Source organism: Halonotius roseus (assembly GCF_006861655.1).
Classification (GTDB): domain Archaea; phylum Halobacteriota; class Halobacteria; order Halobacteriales; family Haloferacaceae; genus Halonotius; species Halonotius roseus.
This window is the reverse complement of sequence record NZ_SESI01000001.1, coordinates 810,504-829,116: the sequence shown is the minus strand read 5'-3', so window position 1 is coordinate 829,116 and position 18,613 is coordinate 810,504. Positions and strand designations below refer to the sequence as shown.

Sequence of the window (18,613 nt, the reverse complement as noted above, 5' to 3'; positions counted from 1 at the left end):
CTCAACAGCTGGTGGTGAAAAAAGACCGTCTCGCTCGCGCCGATCAGGCGTTGTCGTCGCGTTCGTCAGCAACCGTCTCCGCCTCGTCGGCCGGCTCGCCGCCGTCGGTTGCGACATCCTCGTCGCCGCCGTCGGTTGCGATCTGTGTGTCGAGTTTCTGCTCGAACCACTGCCATTCGACGGTGCGAACGTTGTCCTGGCGGAGATCCCACGGATCGCCGCTTTCGACGCGTTTGCCCTCAAACCACGAGGAGACCATGTTGTACAGCCAGATGATCTGGCCGATCAGCAGCAGTACGGCTCCGAGCGTGGCGACCTGGTGGAGCGTCGCAAACTCCGGCAGGTAGGTCGCGTACCGCCGCGGCATCCCGCCGTACCCCAGCAGGATCATCGCCAGGAACGTGATGTTGCTGCCGACCATCGTGAGCCAGAAGTGGGCTTTCCCGAGGCTGGCCTGGTACATCCGGTTGGTGACAAGCGGGAACCAGTAGTAGATGCCCGCAAAGCCGGCGAAGGCGATCGCACCCATCACGACGTAGTGGAAGTGGCCGACCACGTAGTAGGTGTCGTGGAGCACGAGGTCGATCGGGATCGACGCGAGGAAGACCCCGGTGACGCCGCCGATGATGAAGTTCGAGATGAACCCGATACAGAACAGCATCGGCGTCGTCAGCCGTACCCGACCGTTCCACAGCGTCGTAATCCAGTTAAACGTCTTCACCGCTGAGGGTATCGCAATCGCCATCGATACCGCCATGAACGACGCCCGGATGCGGGGGTCGATCCCGGTGGCGAACATGTGGTGGGCCCAGACACCAAAGGATAGAACCCCGATCGCCAGCGTGGAGTAGACGACAAACTTGAAGCCAAACAGCTTCCGGCCCGCAAACCGCGGGAGGACGTAGCTCACAATCCCCATCATCGGCAACACGAGGATGTAGACCTCGGGGTGGCCGAAGAACCAAAACAGGTGCTGCCAGAGGATGTTGCCGCCATCAGTCAGGAAGAACGCCGTGCCGAAGTTGCGGTCGGCCAACAGCATGAGCAGCGCGCTGCCGAGCAGCGGGAACGCAAACAGGATCAGCCCTGACTGGGTGAGGATCGTCCACGAGAAGATGTCGAGGTTGGCCCAGGAGACCTCGTCACCGCGTTGGGTAAAGATTGTGGCGATGAAGTTGATCGCCCCCATCGTCGCCGCAACCCCGGAGAGATGCAGTCCGAGCAGCATGAGGTCGACGCCGGCTCCGCCGACGGCGTCGGCACTCGGCCCGGCCGCCCCGAGCGACAGCGGCGTGTACATCGTCCAGGCCGTCTGAGCAGGCCCGAACAGCCCGAGCGGCTTAGCGAAAAAGCCCGCCCAGATCAGCAACGCCGCCGGCGGCAGCAGCCAGAAGGCGATGGCGTTGATCCGGGGGAACGCCATATCGTCGGCCCCGATGATCAGCGGGATGAGATAGTTGGCAAACGCCGCGATGATCGGCGTCCCAAAGAGGAACAGCATCGTGATCCCGTGGCTCGTCAGCAAGGCGTTGTACGTCGATGTGCCGAGCAGCGACGAGGAGGTCACGAGATCGAACCGCATGATCGTGACCATCAGGCCGCCGACTGCGAAGGCGATAACGCCGTACAACCCATAGAGGATACCGATATCCTTGTGGTCGACGGTCGTCAGCCACCGGACGATCCCGGCCGGTTTCTCTTCGTCGATGTAGCCGGACTCCTCGATGAACGAGCCCCCGCCGCCAACAGGGGTGTACGACCGCCAGTTCTCGATCCGTGTGAGGAACGTGGCGACCGCGACGAGGAACACCCCCATCAGCACGGTCAGCGCGATCTGCGCGTTGAGTTCCATACAGTTGGTATGGGCATCGCACCCTAAGAATGATTCGGGTTTGGTGGCGATCGAGTTCGTTGTCGGCGCGGTATGGTCGATCGGATTTGTCGCCACGATGGTGTGATCGTCGGCTCGTTTATCCCACTGTCTGCTGGCTGGAACAGTCGGGTGCCAATATGATACTGAGACAGAGTGAATAGTGATCTACAATCAGAACTATATACTCGCTGATCCTATGATTCCCCAACCGCGGGGGGACTGATAGATGGGGGTCAAACAGCTGTTAAAGGATTACGAGGATCGGTTTCCGGATGGAACCATCCCTGCGATCTCGCTTGTTATCGCCGATCCAACCGATCGCTCCTTCGAATCGGTGATCGAGACGCTCACATCCCATCTTGCGACCGACTTCAACAATACCCACCTCCCGAACACCGCGGATGTCCGCTACCGGGTTCGGCAGTGGAAACAGCTCTGTGTCGAGCTCAAGGGCCTTTCCACCCAGCAGCTACAGCTTCGGAAATACAAATCCGACGGGACGAGCCAGCCCGATCATCCAACCGCGACCGAGGGCCGCGCGACACGGCAGCGAACCTGTGTCGCCGAAGGGTCGGTTACGGCGTACACGCTTCCGGCCGGTTCAGTGGCGATCGTGCTCCGCCGAGCCCCGCTGTCGACAACGAGTGCATCCGCCCGCTACCGAGGAAGCTTTGAGGTGTTTTTCGCCGACAGTCTGACCGAGTTCTACCGAGGCAAGCTGAAGCCGCTGGGCTGGCGGTGTCCACGCGACAGCCCCAGCCGGGGTCGGCAGGGGTCAACACGACCGCGTCGCTCGAAGTGAGTCCGACTATTTGAGTTCAGCATCTTCCAAAGCGTCGTTGAGATCCGCCCGGACGCGCTCGCCGGTTTCCAGATCCGGTGCGGTCGTCACCAGCCGGTTTTCCTGGACGCTGGAGCCATCCCGCAGCAACATCCGGACGTTGCCGTTGTGATCGGCGCGGGTGATCTTCGCGCGAAGACTGCTCTGTGAACCTTTGCCGCCGGCGTCGATCGGCCCAGGGATGATCTTCTTGATATGTGGGTGGTCGGCGACGATGCCGATGGCGTTGCGGCCGGCCCGATCGCCGATGATCGTCGAGTGACTGCCGCCGATCTTTTCGCGTGGCGGGATGTCGACGACCTCAAGGGCTGACTCGCCGCGGCGGTCGAGCACCGCCTGGACGGCATCGTCATCGGGCACCCGATAAAACTCGTAGTGGAGCTGTTTGCGGGTCTCCCGCAGGGGGCCGCGCTCGCCGGCGGCGAAAACCGTCTCGGGTCGCTTGCGGCGGATCTCGTCGGCGACCCGGCCGGCGAAGTTTCGGAGTTCGACGACGGTTGCTCGGTCATCGTGATCGTCGTCGGTTTCGGGGACGGTCGTGATCGTGGTTTCGCCCCTGACCTCCTCGCCGTCGAGCATCGTCAGCGTCGCCGCATCGCGGTTGAAGACGACGACGACGGCGTCACAGTTGGCGGTGTCACAGACCAGACAGTAGTCGCCTGGGCGGTCGAGATCGGTGTGACACTGCCGGCACTCCATGATTGCGTGTACGACGCGGTGCCTAAAACGCCGTTTGTTTGCGCTTATTGGCTGGTCATCGTCGGCAACGACTACGCCACCTGAAGCCCGGTCATCACGCCGTAGCCGACGACAAACGACAGCCCAAGCGAGCCGGCCCACGCACCGACGGTGACCAACAGCTTCCGTGGGTCGACCGCCGATCCCCCGCCGACAGCCGCGCCGCCGCCGACGATCCCGCTGACGATGATCTCGTTGAACGAGACGGGCACGCCCAACAGTACCGCCACCTGCGCGATCAGAAACGCCGGAACGAGCGCGGCGATCGACCGCCGGGGGCCGAGAGCGGAGTAATCCTGGGCGAGTGATTTGATCATCCGCGGCGCGCCGAGCCACGAGCCCGCGAGGATGCCAACCCCACCACCAGCAAGAATGACTGCCGGGGAAAGGGCACCGACCGTCGAAAACAGCGGCAACAGCGGCCCGACCGCGAGCCCGACCTGACTGCCGCCCGCCGAAAAGGCGACCAGCGAGCCCAACACGAGCAGCACGCGTCGCAGCCCGCCAGCCTCATCGCGGCTGATATCCCACCGAACGAGCGCGGCGATCACCACGCCGACTGCAACTGAGACGCCGACGGTTGTCACGACCCCGCTGCTCCCAAGCTGTCGGCCAACCGCGCCCGTGAGCGATCCCATCGTTCCGCCGGGGCCGAGCAGTGCGAACTCGACGTTTGCGAGGACGACACCGACCACGGCGGCCAACATAGGAACGGTGACTGTTTCGGGCGCGTCAGGCCGCGGCAACACGCTGGCGATCCCGTAGGCGATCCCGCCGCCGACGATCGGCGTCAACACCCAGACGGCACCGACCTGCTGGTAGGTGGCCCACGCTGGGGTTCCCCCCAACGCGAGACCGACGCCGACGACCGCGCCGGTGACGGTGAAGGCGGTGGCGATCGGATACCCTGTGCGGATGCCGATTGCCATCAGCCCGGCCCCGACGAATAAGATGACGATCACGCCGACCGCGGGGATCTCAACGCCGCCGATCAGGCCGCTCCCGACGGTCGCCGAGACGTTGGCCCCTTGGGTGATCGCGCCGGCAAAGCCGAGCAGGCCGACGAGAAACGCCGCCTGCATCGTTGGGATGGCGTTTGCGCCGACCGCCGGCGCGAAGGGGGTCGCACCGCTGGAGCCGGCGCCGATCACCCATGCCATGAACAGACTGGCGAGTCCCGCGACGAGAAACAACGCGATAGCTGCAAGTTCCATGGATTGTGTGAGAGAATCGTGTGGTTCAGCCCTCAGTCCGAACTCGCGGCTGTGGCCTCGGCCTGTGCGGTGCGGCTCCGCCAGACGCCTTGGGCGTACGCGCCGATGAACATGCCACCGATCGCCCACAGGATCGGGAGGTTGCCGACGCCGAGGCTGGCGTAGCCCGCGCCCGGACAGATCCCCGACAGCCCCCAGCCAACGCCGAAAATGCCCCCGCCGATCAACACGTTGCGATCGAAGGATTTCAGCCGGCGACCGAAGCGATCCCCGGTCAGCGGCGCGCGATCAAACAGCCGCGGGACGACGACGTAGGCGAGCCCGGTGACCGCCGCGCCGCCAAACATGACAAACAGGAGCCCGAAGTCCTCGAACTGGAGGAAGTCGAGTACGACCTCCGGGCGGGCCATGTGGCTGTAGCCCAGCCCGAAGCCGAAGATCAGCCCGCCGACGAGGATCAACGGCATGAACAGGGGATGTCGGCCCTCGTTGCCCCCGGCGGTGCTCATGGGGTCACCCCCAGTGCGGCGACGATCTGTGCGGTGATGATCGCGGTCAACAGAAAGGCGAGCACACCCGCTATCGACGTTTTCGACGCCGAACCGACGCCACAGACGCCGTGGCCGGAGGTACAGCCCTTGCCAACGCGGGTGCCGATCCCGACGAGGATGCCGCCGACGAGCAGTCGCCAGGCGGCGACATCGGTCGTCCACGTGCCGTCCTGATAGACGACGGCGTAGACGGCCGCCCCAAGGATGATCCCCAGCGTGAAGACGAGCCGCCAGTCTCGGGAGCCGGCATATCTGGCGAACCGCGATCGATCGGAGACGTACGACAGCGTCGACTCAAGGAACGTACTCGCTCCGGCGTTGATCGCGGTACCGGCGTAGATCACGGCCGCGCCGAGCCCGACGAACAGCCCGCCGATCGCATACCGGCTGATCCCGTTGGGAAACAGCTCGGCGAGCACGAGGAGGTCGGCGACCATCGGTCGGCTTAGTCCCCCGCCATCGATGCTTGGCTGGCCGCGCAGTTGTTCGGGCCGAGCTCAAGGGTGAAGGCCTCCTCGTCGTCGGCCGTCTGCTGGCCGAGGTTGGTGGCGATGATCTCCTCGTAGTTGGCCGGCCGGGGCGGCATCTCCGCGAGGATCTCGTCGACGAACTCCTCTTTCGGCAGCGTCAGGGCGTCCATCTCCTCGACGAGGTCGCCGATCGGTGCGGTGTAGCTGCCGTCGGCGGCTGGCTCGGCAGCGTCGCTGAAGTGTGCCCCGCCGATCAGCGTCTCGTCGGGCAGTGTCAGCACGCGCTCCTGCAGCGAATCGTACAGCATCCGGGCGGCGTCGGGGGCGCCCTCGTCGCCCTCTTCGAGATCCGGCCGGGCGACGCTCTCGATGAACAGCCCGTCGCCGGTCGCCAACAGCGAGTCGTCGACGAGATAGGAGGTCATCCCCGTGGTGTGTCCCGGGGTGGCGACCGTCTCGATGGTCGCATCGCCGACCTGGAACTCGTCGCCATCGGCGGCGGTCGTCAGCTCATCGGCGTAGGTAACGCCGCGGTCGACAGCGGCCTCGGGGATAACGCCCTCGATGCCTTCCGCGTCGAGATCGCGGACGCCGCTGATGTGATCGGCGTGGATGTGGGTGTCGAGCGCGTATTGCAGGTCGACACCGAGCTCGTCGGCGTCGTCGAGATAGCGATCGGTGAATGCGCGCAGTGGGTCGATCACGGCGGCCTCGCCGTCGTCGTAGACGAGGTAGCCGAGACAGCCCGAGGAGGGGCGTTGATACTGCAGGAGGGTGCCCGCTCCATCGTAGTTGGTGACTTCGACGGCGTCATAGAGCCGTGCCCAGCCGGTCATCCCGTCTTCGAGATGGATCGCGTCGTAGTCGTATTCAAGGAGGGAACCGGCGACGTACTCGCTGGCCCCGCCTTTCGCACAGAGGACGATGAGTTCGCGGTCGTCAGGGATCTGCGCAAGAACCTCGTCGTCGACCGCCTCATCGAGGAATTCGAAGTAGGGGATGTTGATCGACTCGACGCTCTCGTCGTCAATGTGCCACTTCTCGTATTCGGAGGCCATTCGCACATCAAGGAGGGTGACCGCCTCGCTGTCGATCCGGCGTTTCAGCGTTTCCGGCTCGATACTGGGAACGTCTGCATCCGGGGTTGGAAAGTCGTCAGCGTCCATGTGAGACATCCCTCTCTACAGGGTATGGATACAAAAGAGTTTGTATAGTAATACGCAAGATATACAATATAGATGCACCACAAATCGCGCCTGCTGAATCACAATAAACTCGCTGTGACCGGAAAATACACTCAATAAGGCCGATATACGCCAAAGAGGGTCGATCCTGTGCGTCGGAACTATCACACAGGCCGATACAGTTATTTGAGTATTGCACATTAATCGATATTCTTTTGTATCCTGCTTCAATATTGTGGAGTAACTCCAATACAAACGGAGTCCACACAGTATGAGCGCAAACGACGACGTTACCGAGACGCTTGACGTGAAAGGAGCATCGTGTCCAATGCCGGTTGTCAAAACCAAATCCGCTATCGACGACGTGCCGGAGGGTGGCGTCCTTGAGGTACTGTCGACCGACAAGGGAAGCATGAGCGATATCGACGGCTGGGCGGCCGGCACCAGCGGCGTCGAGCTCTTAGAGCAGGTCGAGGACGGCGACGTGTACAAACACTACGTCGAGAAGACGGCCTAACATGAGCACCGAGCCATCCAGCACCGCCGACGGTGCCCCGCCGAGTGCCGCGGAGCTCCAGGCCCGCGTCGAGGAGTTAGAGGAGACGGTTGCCGACCTCGACGCCGACGATGCACAACAGAAGATGACCATCGTGGCGACACAGGGTACCTTCGATATGGCCTACCCGCCGTTGATTCTGGCGAGTACGGCCGCCGCTTTCGGCTGGGATGTCGTCGTCTTCCACACGTTCTGGGGGCTCGACATTCTCCACGAGGAGAAATCACAGAACCTCCAGCTGTCGGCGGTCGGCAACCCCAATATGCCGATGCCGAACGCGCTGGCGGCCCTCCCGGGAATGGATCGGCTCGCCACGCGCATGATGGAAAACCGGATCGACGACAACGGGACGGCGACGATCGAAGAACTGATCGATCTCTCCTTGGAGCAGGGCGTCGACCTGCAGGCATGCCAGATGACTATCGAACTGATGGAGTACGATGAAGACGACTTCTACGACGACGTGACCGTCGGCGTTGGGGCGGCCACCGCACTCCAACACATGGCCGAATCCGATATTCAGCTGCTGGTCTAAGCGAACGCTGGATAACACTTGTTGTACCACGCAGCTTGCTGCGAACCGTCCTCCGAACAGCCGCCGGGGGTGTTAGCCCAACAGAAGCGTCAGCCGTGGGTTGTTTTTGACGACATCTAGCTCTTCGAGCCACTGGTCGACCCCGAGGATACGACCGGCACCCGCCGCGCCCAACAGGAACAGCAGGAACGCGTAGATCAGGTGGAAGTCGATGAGGATCGCATCCGGGAAGGGGTACGCTGATGCCCAGTAGAACAGCATCATCATTGCCCCGAAGAAGGCACTCAGCCGAGTGAACGCCCCGAGGAGGAGCGCGATCCCGACCAGCGTTAGGCCGACCTGATTCAGCGGGGTCAACAGCCAGACCCAGTCGGCCATCGCGGCCCACATATCGACCAGCGGGTTCGCCGGATCGACGTTCAGCAGGAACGGCCGCGCACTCCAGTTGGGATCGATGACCTTCACGATGCCGGCGTAGAAGAACACCCAGCCCATCATCAGTCGCAGCGCGAACAGGGCATAGGCGATCCACGTCTCGGAGTACGTGAATTCCACATCAACGCCAAATATGTTGGATTTGGCCGTTTTGGAGCTCATACGTGAACGATTATCCGACCGTCAGATAAGCCTTATCCCGATTCCCGGTCGTTGCGAACACGATCATCACAATTGGCGGCAAATTGCCATGCGGCGTGCGTATGCATTCCTATCCTGTGGGAACCACGGGCAGGTTTATTAGATTATGGCCGGAAGCCACACGTATGAGTGATGGCCTCTCCTCCGACCTCGAAGACACGCTCCAGCAACACCGCCGCGGGAGCGACACCGCGGGCACGCTGGTCGTCAGCGACGACGAGACCTACGTCGGCGACACGCTCACGTTCAACGGTCGGAACCTGCCGGCCAACGAACGCTATGAACTCCAGTGGCAGACGACCGACGGCCGCTGGGGCGTCTTGGAGGCCAACGAGGTCGTCGGTGCCCAGTACCACCCTCGGACGGAGACAATCGCAACCGTCCGCACTGACGGCAACGGCGCGTTCGATGAGACGTGGACGGTCGAACAGGATTACGGCGGCAGCCACCGGGTCGAGGTCGTCGAGACGGACGGCACGACGGTCGCGTCGGCCTCAGTAACGATTCTCCCGCATTTCGAACTCGGCAACACTACGGCCCAACTCGGCGAGTTCTTCACGATCACCGGCTACGGGATCGGCCCGAACGTCGTCACGAACAACTACCAGGTCGCGTGGGACAACGGCAACATGGGCTTCATGACGGGCGTGATGAACCGCGGGACAGCAACCGCCCGCATCCGTGCGGTCGGGCCGCCGGGCAAACACGTCCTGCAGGTGTGGCGCAACTACCGGGGCGTCCCCTACCTCCAGAACAACACCCAGTCGCCGTACGGCCCCGTCGCTGGCGGCCGGCAATCCCAGTGGACTGTCGAGGTGACCGAACCCGACGCCGAGCCGCGAACCGCGTGGCTCGACGACCGCCTCGACGAGAACCCGATCAGTATCCATTATCCCGATGTCGACACCGACGGGAGCGACGCCGAACTCTCGATCACGCCGAGTTCGGGCCAACCCGGCACGACGGCGTTCATCAGCGGCGAGCAGTTCCCGCCAAACGAGGAGGTCGATCTGATCTGGTACCGCCACGAGGGCCACCGCGTGAAGGGGATCCCGATCACGCCGGAGCCGATCCCCGACCGGCTGCCGACCGTCACAACTGACGACGAGGGGACGTTCCAGACGGAGATCACGATCCCGGCCAGCGAGGGCTCGACGCGACCGATCACCGCCGCCGTCGACGGCGAGGAGATCGCCATCACCGGCTTCATGATGCAGCCCTCGATCGAGACATTCTCGCCGACCAGCGGCCCGGTCGGGACGACAATCGAGATCGAGCTTTCCGGCGTCGGCTGGCCGATCTACGAGAACGCGCCGTACTTCCTGTACGACAACAAGCCGCTGGGGTACGTCTGTGGGCTCAGCGACGACGACGGCGGCGGCATCGTTCGGCTGGAACTGCCGGCGACCGGCCAGCCGGGGTGGCACTTCATCGACGCCTACCCGTGTATCTTCGAGATGCAGGAAGACGAGCCGGACTTCGAGCTCCGCCCGCATCTCTCCTATCTCGACAACCATCCGGTGCGGCCGATGCCGGCCTACCACATGGCGTTCAAGATCGAGGAGTAGTCACGCCTCGCTGCTGCATCTTTGATGAACACTGACCGATTCTATCAGACGCTCTCGCTTGTCGTCGCCATTCTCGTCTGGCAACTCGCCGTCGGGGGATTCGGCGTCGTGAGTCCTGGCGTTTTGCCGCCGCCAGCGACCATCTTCGAGCGCACGCTCGTGTTACTCGGCGAGCCGTCGTTTCTCGGCCACGTCGCGGCAACCATCGAGCGCACGCTCCTCGCCTCGGTGTTGGCGACCAGCTTCGGCGTCACCGTCGGGGTGCTCATGGGGTGGAACGACACGCTGAAAACACTGCTTGGGCCGCTGTTTTCGGCGGTGTATCCGATCCCGGTGATCGCGTTGCTCCCGCTGGTGGTGCTCGTGTTCAACACCGACAGCAGCGCGATCATATTCACGGCCGCCCTCGGTGGCTTTTTCGTTGTGTTGTGGAACGCGATGAACGGAGCTCGGCAGATCCGACGGCTCTACTTCGATGTCGCAGCCGACAACGGGGCAACGAGTCCGGTCACCGTCTTTCGGGAGATCCTGCTGCCCGGCTCGCTGCCGGCCATCTTCGTCGGCCTTCGGCTGGCGATGAACACGGCATTACTCATCGTCATCTCGGCGGAGTTGCTGGCCGGCGGTCGCGGGCTGGGCTACTATCTCTGGATATCCTATCAGACCTACTCGCTGGGGGATATCTACGCCACGCTGGTCGTCATCGCCACGATTGGCGTCGGGATCACCTACGGGCTCAGATGGCTCGGCGATCGACTCATCACGTGGACGCCCGCCGAGACGGAGCGATCCGCTACACGCACGCTTCGATAACGTGAAAAAGCTCCGGGGGAGGAGCCAGCGATGCCTTACTCGGTGATCTCGAAAGCGAAGTGGAATGCTGGCACCGGCCGCATCGGGTGGTTGTCGAGATACGAGAGGTGGGCGTTGAGTTCGAACTCCGGATTGTCCTCTTGCATCCGGAATATCGTCGGATAGGCGTCGATGAAGTGCCAGCCCGGCTGGCCCGAGGCCTGCAGGATGGTTCGGATCGTCGTCCCCTCCTCCTTGTCGCTCAGCCCGCAGGCATACCCCAGCGGGCCGTTGTCGTAGACGAACAGCGGTGCCATCGCGTACTGTGTCCACCCCACGCCGGTGAGTTCGATCTCGATTTCGGTGCCGACCGGGCCGCTGGTCGGCGAAAACGTCTCGATGGAGGGTTGCATCATAAATCCGGTCACCGCTACGTTACGCCCGTCGACGCGGGCGGTGATCGGCCGCGTCGAGCCGATATCTTTCGGAACCGTCACGTCGACCGCAAACTGTCCGTTGGCGTCGGTCGCAACGGTCGGCAACGCGTCGGGCCACGGTTCGGCGGTCACGGTCGGCAGCGGCGGTTTGTCCGGGCCCTGCGGCTCGTGGCCGGCGTGGTGGTGCCAGATGAGGTCGACTTCGGTGTGAGGCTCGAACCCCGTGCCGGTGATCGTCACGTCTGTCCCGGACTGGCCATACTCTGGGGTGATCGACAGCTCGGCCTCGGTCGCCTCGTCTAACTCGGGGTAATGCGTGCTGAGCGGCTGCTCTTCTGGCATGGGATCGACCCACGCCGTTTGCGGCTCCGTCTCCGGTTCGGTCACCTCGACAGTCCAGGCCGTCTTGCGCCCGTCGGCGACTTTACCGTACGGCGATTGCGTGTTGTTCTGGAGGAACGGCATCCCGCGGTAGCCTCGCCAGACCTGCAGGATGTGCTCGCCAGGCGGCCCCACAGCGCGGACTTCAGCCGTCGCCGTGCCACGATTCTGAACACTGGTTAGGAACCCGACGGTGGTGTTGTCCCACGCGATCTGGTAGTTGTTGACCATGATACCGGGGCCCAGCCCGTACCCCGTGACAACGAAAGTGTCGCCGAGGGTTGCACTCGCCTGGTCGAGTTCGAACCACGGCGTGATCTCGAACTCGGCTTGGTCGACGGTCGCGCCGTCCTGGGTGGTGAGCGAGACGGTGTGGACACTGCCGTACTCTTCGGGGATCGTCCACTCGTAGTCGAAGCGACCCTCGGCGTCGGTGGTGACCATCGTGATCGTCTCGGTTCGCGGGCGAAACTGCGGACCGACGATCTCGTGGGCTTCGAGGACACCCCACGAGCCATCGACGGTATGCCACTCGATGTCGAATTGTTTGTCAGCCGGGAGGTTCCGCCCGTGGAAGGTGAGCGTTTCACCGACGTACCCGCTGTCGTCGCTCAAGACAAGCGTGCCTCGATCGGTCTGTCGGGGGTGTGTTTCGCTCGTGTCGGCTCCGGACGAAGAGTTCGATCCCATCGTATCAGTAAAAAATATATTGCTCAATAACTGTTGTAACGAACTCCCACAATATGGGATGAGGACGGCTTTTTAATAGGCCAAGGGTGCGAGGGTGAGGTATGAACCCGACTGAGCGGCCCTCCACTAACGCGTTAGGACGACGGCCAGCCGCAGCGACCTCACGCGGAAGCGACGGCCGCCGCGCCGCTCGTGATGCGGTTCCCTCACACGCGGTGCCGTCACGCCGTCAGTTCCTCAGGGCTGTCGGCGGCTCGGCGGTCGCCGCGGTCGGTGGCTGTCTCGGCTCATCGGGCGGCGGGGTCGACACCGTAACGTTCGGGACGCTTCCCCTTGCAACGGTTGTGCCGATACTCATCGCCCAGGATGAGGGCTACTTCGCCGACCGGAACATCGAGGTCGAACGCGAGCGAATCAACGGTGTTCCGCTGGCGACGCCGCAGTTGGCGTCGGGCGATATCGACGTCGCCGCCGGCTCGTTCGGTGCCAGCATCGCCAACTCCATCGCACAGGATGTGCCCATCAGGATCGCCGCCGACATGGCACAGCACTACCCGAACGTCCCGGGCGCGGCGCGGGTCTGGGCGCGGGAGGGTATCTACTCCGAGGACGCGACGTTCCCGGAGATCGCCGACGCGGTCGACGGGCCGCTGACGGTCGCCCACAACGCCGAAGGCGGCTCGCTGGATTACGTCCTCGGCCGGGTGCTCGCCGCCCACGACATGACGTGGGACGAGGTAGAGGTCAGCGAGATACAGTTCTCGAATATGGTCTCGGCGATGCTGTCAGGCGACACGGATGTCTGTATCGCACCCGACCCGTTGGGGCTGGCACTGGCGAACAACGCCAACGCCGGCCATGTCCTGTACGCCTCGGCGGTCGCCCCCCGGATGCAGATCGCCGCCTACTTCTTCGGCGGGCCGTTCATCGAGCAACGGTCGGACGTGGCCGTCCGGTGGCTCGAAGGCTACCTGCAAGGCGTTCGGCAGTACTACGAGATGGGATCGTACCCGGACGACGCGGTTGCGACCCTGATCAACGAGGCCTTCGATATCGACAAGGGGGCGATCAAGTCCTCGGTTCCGGCGATCCCGAACAAGAACGGCCGGGTCAACCAAGGCGACGTGATGGCCCAACAGGAGTACCACGCCTGCCGGGGATACATCGACGAACCGGTCGACCGGAGCACGCTGTTCGAGACCTCGCTGCTGTCGGAGGCACTTGACTCGGTCGGCCGCATTGACGAGGCGGACGCGACCCCTTCGCCGGATCAAGTCCAACAGTGGGGCGAGAACGCGCCGCAGCCGTACACGCCTATCGGCGAGATAGCAGAGCTCCCCGATTTCCCGAGCGACACCGTCTGTCAGTAATCGACGCTACCTACCATGGATCGAGAGCCACCGAACGCGGTCACCGAGCCGGACTCGACGGCCACAGCGACGGCCGAGAGCGTCGACGAGGCGTCAGCGACCGGGTCGGCGTGCATCCGCGCCCGCGGCGTCGGGAAACGCTACACCACCCGGTCGGGCGAGGTCGAAGCACTGACCGACGTGGATCTAACAATTCAGGATCAGGAGTTTTTCTGCCTGCTCGGCCCCTCGGGCTGTGGGAAGTCGACGTTCCTGCGCATCCTCTCGGGGCTCGTCTCCGAGTACACCGGCGAGATCGAGATCTCGGCAGCGCGGGCCGACGGTGGCTCCGTGACGAACATGGTCTTTCAGGAACACGGCATCTTCCCGTGGAAGACCGTCCTCGACAACGTCGCCTTCGGGCTGAAGATGGACGGCGTCGGGAAACAACAACGCTACGAGCGGGCCCGCGCCTACCTCGAAAAGGTCGATCTCGCGGAGTTCGCCGACGCCTACCCACACCAGCTCTCGGGCGGGATGAAACAGCGCGTCGCCATCGCGCGGGCGTTCACGAACGACCCCGAAATCCTCCTGATGGACGAACCGTTCGGCGTGTTGGATGCCCAGACGAAACGCAACCTCCAGACGGAGCTGCTCTCGCTGTGGAGCGAGACGAAAAAAACGGTCGTCTACGTCACCCACGACATCGAGGAGGCGATCACGCTGGGTGACCGACTGGCTGTCATGACTGCCAGACCCGGCGGCGTCAAGGCGGTACTGGACATAGACCTGCCGCGACCACGAACCCGCGGAGCGATCCCGACCGACGAGTTCACCACGCTCCGCGAGCGCGTCTGGGAACTGTTGAGCGACGAAGTTCAGCAGTCGGTCGAGCGATGAGCCAGTCACACCGCCGTCAGCACACGGTGGGCCGGCGACTCGGCTACCATCTCGCCCCCATCCTCGCGGTGCTGCTGTGCTGGGAGGTACTCGCCCGGCTGGCCGTTCTCAATCCGACCTTCTTCCCGCCGCCGTCGGTCGTCGCGGGCGTGACCGCCCGGCTGCTCGTCGAGGGGCCGCTGCTCTATCACACGTGGGTCAGCCTGCGACGGATCTTGCTCGCCTTCGTCGTCGGGGCCACGAGCGGGGTCGCCGTCGGGCTGTGGATGGGGTGGTCGCGGCCGGTTCGACTCCTCGTGAATCCATACGTGAGCCTGTTCTATCCGATTCCGAAGATCGCGCTGGTACCGATCATGTTCACGCTACTGGGCGTCACCGAGACGGTTCGAGTGCTGGCGATGAGCATTGCGATCTTCCTGCTGGTCGCGGTCAATACGATGGGTGGCGTCCAGCAGATCGACGACGCCTACATCGATGCTGCACTCGATAACGGGGCCGGGACGTTAGCCCTGTACCGCGACGTGCTGATTCCCGGCTCGCTCTCGGAGGTGTTTGCTGGCTTGAGCCTCGGGTTGGGTGTTGGCTTCAACCTCATCGTCGTCATCGAGATGCTGGCGGCGGAGTCGGGGCTTGGCTATCTCATCTGGCGGTCGTGGCGACTGTTTACCCTCCAGCGGATGTACGCTGCGCTGGTGATGATCTCCCTGCTTGGGATCGTCTTCATCTACGGCGTCGACGCACTCGGCGACCGCCTGACCTTCTGGGAAGCAGAATAGGGCTTGCTTATTCGCTGTGTTTCTCGCGGAGTTCCGGCGGCAGCGAGTCGACGACCTCGTCGCCGGAGAACCGCTTGATCGACTCGGGGGTAATATCGGCGTAGTAGCGGTATTTGGTCTTGGTTTCCTCTTCGCCCCAGTCGCTGCCCATGTAGGCCAACACGTCTGCATCCGGCGACAGCAGCCGGCCGTCCATTCCGCCGGGGGTGACGTAGGCGTGTTCGACCTCGCCGAAGTAATAGGTACAGTTCATGAACTCGAAGGACTCCATCACCGAGCACTCGATGTTGCCGGCGGCATCGGCCAACAGCGGGGCATCGACCGACTGGCCGGGGACGGTCTCCATGTCGAGATGGTCGAGTTTGTCGATGTCGCGGCCGCTGACCATGCCCGACAGCGTCAGCGCGTCGATCTGGTCGGTTGAGGGTGCGGCCAGCACGAACTCCTGGCTCTCCTCGATGAGTTCGTAGGTCAGCGTCTTGTGACTCACTGCGAGCAGGTAGCGGAAGGGATTGTACCCCGCCAGCATCCACCACGAGGCGGTCATGAGGTTTGGCCCGCGATCCTCGCTGTTGGAAACGACCAGCGAGACCACCTTCGGTTTGAACAGGGCTTTCGAGTCGTACTCGGAGATCTCGTCGAACGCGTCGGTTGGATCGGTTGTCATTGGCGGGGGTATTGGACGGACATGTAAATAGCTCTGCCACCGGTGGCGACGCGGCGACAGACAGTAACTGACCGGATCATCATTCGGCTTCGACCTCGGCTTTGACGTTCTCGAAGTAGCTCGTGATGTCGCGCTCGATGATCGGGGTGAGGAGTCGGGGGCTCATCGTGCCGACGCCGCCGCTGATCGAGACTTCCGCGGAGTACGTCAGTTCGGCGGCCCCGTCGTCGGTCGGCTGGATCTCCATGGCCGCGAGCACCTCGAAGTCGCTGCCGGTTTTCGAGTCGAACGCCTGCGCGCTTGTGACGACGGAGTTGGGCGGGTTCATCTCGACGAACTCCGCCTCGCCGGACAACGAGACGGTGAGGTGGCTCACCCCGCGGGTGATCTCGACGGCATACGTCCGCTCGTCGACGCGGTCGATGGACTCCGCGCCGGGGACACACTCGGTTAGCGTCGCCGGATCGGAGATCGTCGCCCAGAGCGTCTCGGGTGTCGTCTCGATGGCGACTGACCCCGAGAACGTCAGCGCGTCCGCGGCAGCGGAGTCGCCGTCAGTGCCACCGGATTCGCTGTCGGTGCTATCGCCGGTGGTACTGTCGGCTGACTCGCTGGCCGGCGGTGTTCCGGGTGGGTGGTCGTTGGAGTTCATGTGATCTGATCGTCTCTCGCAGGGGCTGTGACTGGCCAACTCGGTCGGCTGGCTCCCCACGGGTCACCGTCGGCCCACGGGTCGCCGGCCACTGTCAGTCTCGGTTCGTCGCCGCTCAGTTCTCCACTTCGATGATCGTGAACTGGTTGGAGGCGATGCCGACGTTGTGGTAGTTGGCGTCGCCGTTGGTGACGGTGACCTCGTAGCTGTAGCTGCCGGTGCTCAGATCGGCCGTATCGAGGGTACCCGACCACTGGGGCTCGGAGTCCTCGCCGCCGGGCTGCCATTCGAGATCGACAGCATCGAAGGAGCCATCGGTCGATTCGATCGTCACGGAGTCGAGGGTGTCGTTGCCGACGAGCTCGCCCGAGGAGCCGTTGTAGACGCCGATGACGAACGTGACATCCATGTCTTGGGTGAACTGCCGTTCCGGGCCGCAGGCCTCGACGAAGCCAACCGATGCCTCGGGTGCTTGGTTGTTCCACCACGTGTCGGTCGTGACGACGTAGTTGGTCGGGTTGGCCTGTTCGATGACCTCGAAGGAATCTTCGAGGATCCCGACCGTCTGGTAGTTGGCGTCGCCGTTAGTGACCTCGACGGTGTAGGAGTACGTTCCGGGTTCGATATCCTCTGGGAGGACGTAGGAGCCGCCCCACTCGTCGGCGGGGTTCTCCTCGTCGTCACCGGCCCAGCCGAGTTCGACGGACTCGCTGCCGTCGACGTTGACGACGACGCTTTCAAGATCCTCGTCGGTGAGCTGCTCGCCCGTCTCCGGATCGAAGATGCCGATGTAGAACACGACCTGCATGCCGGGAACGAAGCGTCGGCTCGCCGAACACGCCGAGATGAAGCCGGCACTCTCAGGGACGCCTTCGGAGCCGGCCCCGGTTTCGGCGGTGACGACGTAGTTTGCCGCGCCGCCGGCCGAGCCGTCGCCGCCCCCGCCGGAGCCGCCATCTCCGTTGCCCGCACAGCCGGCCAACCCGACAGTCGCCCACGTCGCCGCACCGGTTGCAAGTAGTCGGCGGCGGGTCGTTGAGGCCCCGCCTGTGGTTTCGCTGTCAGTCCGCGTGTCTCGCTTGTCGATTTCCTGTCCAGTAGGTGCCATACGTAGTCTGACCGCCGAAACCACAATAAGCGTTGTCCGTCTTCGAAACAACTGGGAACCGGTGTCGGGATTTATATACGATCCATGAATCTAGATCTAGTATGAGCCCCTCTGAACCAGATCACACAGACGAGTCAGCGGCCGACGAGAGCGGCGGGTTGTCACGTCGACAGCTGGTCGCAACGGGCGCGGCGACGTGGGCGTCCGTCGGTGTTGCAGGCTGTACGTATATCACCGACCCCGGCGTCGAATCGACCGACGACGAGCCGACAGTCACCAACGAAACAACGACGACCGGCGGCACCAACGAGTCGGCTGACAACGAGTCGGCCGGCAACGAATCCGGCGGGACGACAAGCGAAGACGAGTGTGCCAGCATCGGCCGCTTCGCGCCCGGCATGGAGGTTGGCATTCACGTCGGTATCTTCGATCCCGAAACCGGCGATCCGCTCGGCAGCGACGACATCGAGACGGTGACCGTCGAGTTCCCGGACGCCGACTACGGCCCCCTGGAGCTGAACTGGGAGGGTGCCCACGAGGCCTACGACCGCGCGACGTGGGGCTCGAAGATCGTCACCGGGGAGGACACCGAGTCCGGCGACTACGAGTATGAGGTTCATATCGAGGGCGGCGAGGGAACCGATCTCGCAACCACGGTCACCAACCAGTTTACGATCGTCTGACCGCGCCGACGC

The 18,613-nt window shown here is 63.5% G+C and carries 20 protein-coding genes; 9 read left to right on the top strand and 11 right to left on the bottom strand.

The annotated features are described in order from the left end of the window. Positions 1-43 precede the first annotated feature (43 nt). Complete coding sequence (locus EWF95_RS04380) at positions 44-1,816, bottom strand: cbb3-type cytochrome c oxidase subunit I (protein ID WP_142443149.1); 1,773 nt, start codon at positions 1,814-1,816, stop codon at positions 44-46. Positions 1,817-2,099: 283 nt separating this feature from the next. Between EWF95_RS04380 and EWF95_RS04375 the strand changes: the two genes are divergently transcribed. Next, positions 2,100-2,675: a hypothetical protein gene (locus EWF95_RS04375; protein ID WP_142442833.1), complete on the top strand. Its 576-nt coding sequence runs from the start codon at positions 2,100-2,102 to the stop codon at positions 2,673-2,675. 6 nt (positions 2,676-2,681) lie between these two features. Here EWF95_RS04375 and EWF95_RS04370 read toward each other — a convergent pair whose 3' ends face one another. The 5 genes from EWF95_RS04370 to EWF95_RS04350 form a co-directional block, all read right to left on the bottom strand. After that, the gene (locus EWF95_RS04370; RefSeq protein WP_142442832.1) at positions 2,682-3,413 is read right to left on the bottom strand and encodes a DUF2103 domain-containing protein; all 732 of its coding nucleotides are present in this window, start codon (positions 3,411-3,413) and stop codon (positions 2,682-2,684) included. A gap of 71 nt (positions 3,414-3,484) precedes the next feature. Continuing rightward, entirely contained in the window at positions 3,485-4,666 is a 1,182-nt protein-coding gene (locus tag EWF95_RS04365) for an inorganic phosphate transporter (protein WP_142442831.1), read from the bottom strand. 32 nt (positions 4,667-4,698) lie between these two features. Continuing rightward, on the bottom strand, positions 4,699-5,175 hold the full coding sequence (locus EWF95_RS04360) for a DUF6691 family protein (RefSeq protein WP_142442830.1): 477 nt from the start codon (positions 5,173-5,175) through the stop codon (positions 4,699-4,701). Beyond that, positions 5,172-5,654 (bottom strand): YeeE/YedE family protein, encoded by a 483-nt coding sequence (locus EWF95_RS04355; RefSeq protein WP_142442829.1) that lies wholly within the window; start codon positions 5,652-5,654, stop codon positions 5,172-5,174. The genes EWF95_RS04360 and EWF95_RS04355 overlap by 4 nt, the downstream gene beginning before the upstream one ends. A gap of 8 nt (positions 5,655-5,662) precedes the next feature. Beyond that, complete coding sequence (locus tag EWF95_RS04350) at positions 5,663-6,853, bottom strand: MBL fold metallo-hydrolase (protein WP_142442828.1); 1,191 nt, start codon at positions 6,851-6,853, stop codon at positions 5,663-5,665. A gap of 289 nt (positions 6,854-7,142) precedes the next feature. On the opposite strand from EWF95_RS04350, the gene EWF95_RS04345 reads away from it, so the two are divergent. Continuing rightward, positions 7,143-7,388: a sulfurtransferase TusA family protein gene (locus EWF95_RS04345; protein ID WP_142442827.1), complete on the top strand. Its 246-nt coding sequence runs from the start codon at positions 7,143-7,145 to the stop codon at positions 7,386-7,388. Between the two features lies 1 nt (position 7,389). Beyond that, a complete protein-coding gene (locus EWF95_RS04340; RefSeq protein ID WP_142442826.1) occupies positions 7,390-7,962 on the top strand; it encodes a DsrE/DsrF/DrsH-like family protein in 573 nt (190 codons plus the stop codon). 72 nt (positions 7,963-8,034) lie between these two features. Here the strand turns inward: EWF95_RS04340 and EWF95_RS04335 are convergent, their stop codons facing one another. Continuing rightward, positions 8,035-8,559, bottom strand: a complete 525-nt coding sequence (locus tag EWF95_RS04335; RefSeq protein WP_142442825.1) for a DoxX family protein — start codon at positions 8,557-8,559, stop codon at positions 8,035-8,037. A gap of 164 nt (positions 8,560-8,723) precedes the next feature. On the opposite strand from EWF95_RS04335, the gene EWF95_RS04330 reads away from it, so the two are divergent. Continuing rightward, complete coding sequence (locus tag EWF95_RS04330) at positions 8,724-10,166, top strand: hypothetical protein (RefSeq protein ID WP_142442824.1); 1,443 nt, start codon at positions 8,724-8,726, stop codon at positions 10,164-10,166. Between the two features lie 24 nt (positions 10,167-10,190). Next, positions 10,191-10,979 carry an ABC transporter permease gene (locus EWF95_RS04325; protein WP_142442823.1) on the top strand — a complete coding sequence of 263 codons (789 nt, stop codon included), beginning with the start codon at positions 10,191-10,193 and terminating at the stop codon, positions 10,977-10,979. A 35-nt stretch (positions 10,980-11,014) separates the two neighbouring features. Here EWF95_RS04325 and EWF95_RS04320 read toward each other — a convergent pair whose 3' ends face one another. Further along, complete coding sequence (locus EWF95_RS04320; protein WP_142442822.1) at positions 11,015-12,466, bottom strand: hypothetical protein; 1,452 nt, start codon at positions 12,464-12,466, stop codon at positions 11,015-11,017. 101 nt (positions 12,467-12,567) lie between these two features. Here EWF95_RS04320 and EWF95_RS04315 point away from each other — a divergent pair, with 101 nt between their 5' ends. The 3 genes from EWF95_RS04315 to EWF95_RS04305 are packed head-to-tail and all read left to right on the top strand — an operon-like array spanning position 12,568 to position 15,491. Next, positions 12,568-13,836, top strand: coding sequence for an ABC transporter substrate-binding protein (locus tag EWF95_RS04315; protein WP_246055621.1), 1,269 nt, complete (start codon positions 12,568-12,570; stop codon positions 13,834-13,836). A gap of 15 nt (positions 13,837-13,851) precedes the next feature. Beyond that, positions 13,852-14,715, top strand: a complete 864-nt coding sequence (locus tag EWF95_RS04310; protein WP_142442821.1) for an ABC transporter ATP-binding protein — start codon at positions 13,852-13,854, stop codon at positions 14,713-14,715. Next, positions 14,712-15,491, top strand: a complete 780-nt coding sequence (locus tag EWF95_RS04305; RefSeq protein WP_142442820.1) for an ABC transporter permease — start codon at positions 14,712-14,714, stop codon at positions 15,489-15,491. The genes EWF95_RS04310 and EWF95_RS04305 overlap by 4 nt, the downstream gene beginning before the upstream one ends. A 7-nt stretch (positions 15,492-15,498) precedes the next feature. On the opposite strand, the gene EWF95_RS04300 is transcribed toward EWF95_RS04305, so the two are convergent. From EWF95_RS04300 to EWF95_RS04290, 3 genes are all read right to left on the bottom strand, one after another. Continuing rightward, complete coding sequence (locus EWF95_RS04300) at positions 15,499-16,158, bottom strand: flavin reductase family protein (RefSeq protein WP_142442819.1); 660 nt, start codon at positions 16,156-16,158, stop codon at positions 15,499-15,501. Positions 16,159-16,237: 79 nt separating this feature from the next. After that, positions 16,238-16,810, bottom strand: coding sequence for a CoxG family protein (locus EWF95_RS04295; RefSeq protein ID WP_142442818.1), 573 nt, complete (start codon positions 16,808-16,810; stop codon positions 16,238-16,240). A gap of 115 nt (positions 16,811-16,925) precedes the next feature. Then, on the bottom strand, positions 16,926-17,918 hold the full coding sequence (locus EWF95_RS04290) for a hypothetical protein (RefSeq protein ID WP_246055620.1): 993 nt from the start codon (positions 17,916-17,918) through the stop codon (positions 16,926-16,928). A 101-nt stretch (positions 17,919-18,019) separates the two neighbouring features. Between EWF95_RS04290 and EWF95_RS04285 the strand changes: the two genes are divergently transcribed. Next, positions 18,020-18,601 (top strand): hypothetical protein, encoded by a 582-nt coding sequence (locus EWF95_RS04285; RefSeq protein WP_142442817.1) that lies wholly within the window; start codon positions 18,020-18,022, stop codon positions 18,599-18,601. Positions 18,602-18,613 lie beyond the last annotated feature (12 nt).